Origin of the sequence: Saccharomonospora halophila 8 (assembly GCF_000383775.1) — a bacterium.
In the GTDB taxonomy this organism is placed as follows: domain Bacteria; phylum Actinomycetota; class Actinomycetes; order Mycobacteriales; family Pseudonocardiaceae; genus Saccharomonospora; species Saccharomonospora halophila.
Genome location: NZ_KB912535.1, coordinates 1 through 2,196 on the forward strand (window position 1 = coordinate 1; position 2,196 = coordinate 2,196).

3 protein-coding genes are annotated in these 2,196 nt (G+C 70.2%); all 3 read right to left on the reverse strand.

All coding sequences use genetic code 11. The annotated features are described in order from the left end of the window. The coding region (locus SACHA_RS0109815) for a PPE domain-containing protein (protein WP_019809313.1) at positions 1 to 1,019 on the reverse strand (1,019 nt) is incomplete at its 3' end. Between the two features lie 298 nt (positions 1,020 to 1,317). After that, a complete protein-coding gene (rplI, locus tag SACHA_RS0109820; protein ID WP_019809315.1) occupies positions 1,318 to 1,779 on the reverse strand; it encodes a 50S ribosomal protein L9 in 462 nt (153 codons plus the stop codon). Between the two features lie 15 nt (positions 1,780 to 1,794). Further along, positions 1,795 to 2,043 carry a 30S ribosomal protein S18 gene (rpsR, locus tag SACHA_RS0109825; protein ID WP_007026989.1) on the reverse strand — a complete coding sequence of 83 codons (249 nt, stop codon included), beginning with the start codon at positions 2,041 to 2,043 and terminating at the stop codon, positions 1,795 to 1,797. Positions 2,044 to 2,196: the final 153 nt, after the last annotated feature.

Here is a 2,196-nt window from a genome sequence, read left to right on the forward strand (position 1 = left end):
ACGGCCCCGGCGCCACCCCCGGCACCGCCGAACCCGGCTCCGGCACCACCGGCACCGGACCCGCCGATGCCGGACCCGCCGCCGGGGCCGAATCCACTGCCGCTGCCGTCGAGATCGGGGACGTTCGTCTTCGGGGGAGCCCAGCCGGAGGCGGAGGTACCGTCGTCCCACTGCCCGGGCCGGTGTGTGAATCCGTCGGTGCCGCCCGAGGTGCCCGGGGAGGTGTATCCGCCGCTACCGGGCACACTTCCGGCGCCGCCGCTCGCCGCCGGCGGGTAACTCCCCCCGCCGGGCGCGGAGAAGCCGGCGGAGTTCACCGAGCCGGAGCCACTACCGCCGGGACCCCCGGGCGTCCCGGCGGGTACCGGGCCGGTGCCGGACCCGCTCCCGGAGTCCGGACCGCCCTCCCCGGCGTTCTCGTCCACCTCGACCTCGCCGAGTTCGCCGTCGAGGGCGGTGTACTGCGGGATCGCGCGACTGTTGGCCGTGGTCGCCTCGTAGTAGGCGTTGAACGCGTCGACGTTCGTCTGAGCCTTCGCGTTGTAGCTGTTGATCGCCCGGTCGGTGTCGGTCTCGAACGGCCAAACGTCGTTGACGAAGTTGCTCTCCGGGGGTTTCGCGGGGACCGGCTGTACCTTCGATGCCGCGCTGGTGAAGGCCTCGGCCTGTGATCCCATCGCGCGATCACTGTCGTTCAGCTTGTACTCGGAGTCGAGCAACCAGTCCTTCAGCGGGCGGGCGCCCACCTTCGCCGCTTCGGCGGAGGCGCCCTGCCAGGCCTGGTCCATCTTCGTCGCCAGGTCCTCCATCTGCTGCACCCGCTCGCGGAAGGTTCCCTTCAGGCCGTTCGCCGCCTGCTGCCCCTCCTGCAGTGGTCCGGTGCCGGGCCCGGAGGTGAGCTGCTGGTGGATCTGGTGCGCGTCCAGTGACCGCGACCCGTCACCGGCGGCGTGTTCCCCGGCTTCGTCCTGAGTCGCGATTCCGTAGGCCGCGACGGCGGGGATGAGCCACAACGGCACCGCTGATCACCTTCCCAGATTCTGCACGACGGCCTCGCCACCCGGTCGGCGACGCCACACGGGTCCGACGTGTCGGCTGCGTCGCCGGAAAGGTCGGAAGCAACACGCCGACCGATGACGAGCAGTATTGCAAACGATTCGACGTGGGGTGGGTGGTTCGGGTTCCCCGGGCCGATATCGATCCGGCAAAGATCGACGGGACGGTGGTGCCCCGGCCCCCGGGACACGACTGCGGCGGGGCCCCGGGGGACCCCGCCGCAGTCGTGTCCCGGGGGCCGGCCGTGCTTGTCGGCTGTGTCTACGCCCTGGTGGGGACGACGTCCAGGTGGACGTCGACCGTCACGTTCGGGTGCAGGCGGGCACGGACGTCGTGCTTGCCGACGGTCTTGATGTGCTGCCGGAGTTCGATGACCCGCTTGTCGAGCTGCGGGCCCCCGGCCGCCTTGATCGCGTTGACCACGTCGGAGGGGGTGACCGAGCCGAACAGCTTCTTCGAGCCCTCGGCCGACTTCGCCGTGACCTCCACCGTGCCGAGGTTCTCGAGCGTCTGCTTGATCTCCTTGGCGTGGTCGAGGTCGCGGATCCGACGGGCCTCCTGGGTACGCCGGATGGTGCGGACGTTGCGCTCCGCACCCTTCGTCGCGGTCATCGCATAACCCCGCGGCAGCAGGTAGTTACGCGCGTAGCCGTCCTTCACCTCGACGATGTCGCCGGGGCCGCCGAGGTGGGCGACGTCGGTCGTCAGGATGATCCTCGCCATGACGGACTTCCTTCCTCAGCGAGCGGTCGAGGTGTAGGGCAGCAGAGCCATCTCCCGCGAGTTCTTGACCGCGATGGCGACGTCCCGCTGGTGCTGGCTGCAGTTGCCGGTGACCCGACGGGCACGGATCTTGCCGCGGTCGGAGATGTACTTCCGCAGCATGGTCGTGTCCTTGTAGTCGATCGGCTCGGGTTGCCCCTGCTTCTCGGCCTTGCAGAAAACGCAGACCTTCTTCTTCGGCTTGCGAACGGGTGGCTTGGCCACGGTGTACTCCTGGGGAACGTTTCGTGTGGTTGTTCGGGCGCGCTACCGCGCGGGAAGCGGCGTCGGACGGCTCAGAACGGCGGCTCGTCGGAGAACCCGCCGCCACCTCCGGCCGGCGGGGCCGAGCCCCACGGGTCGTCGGCGGGGGCCCCG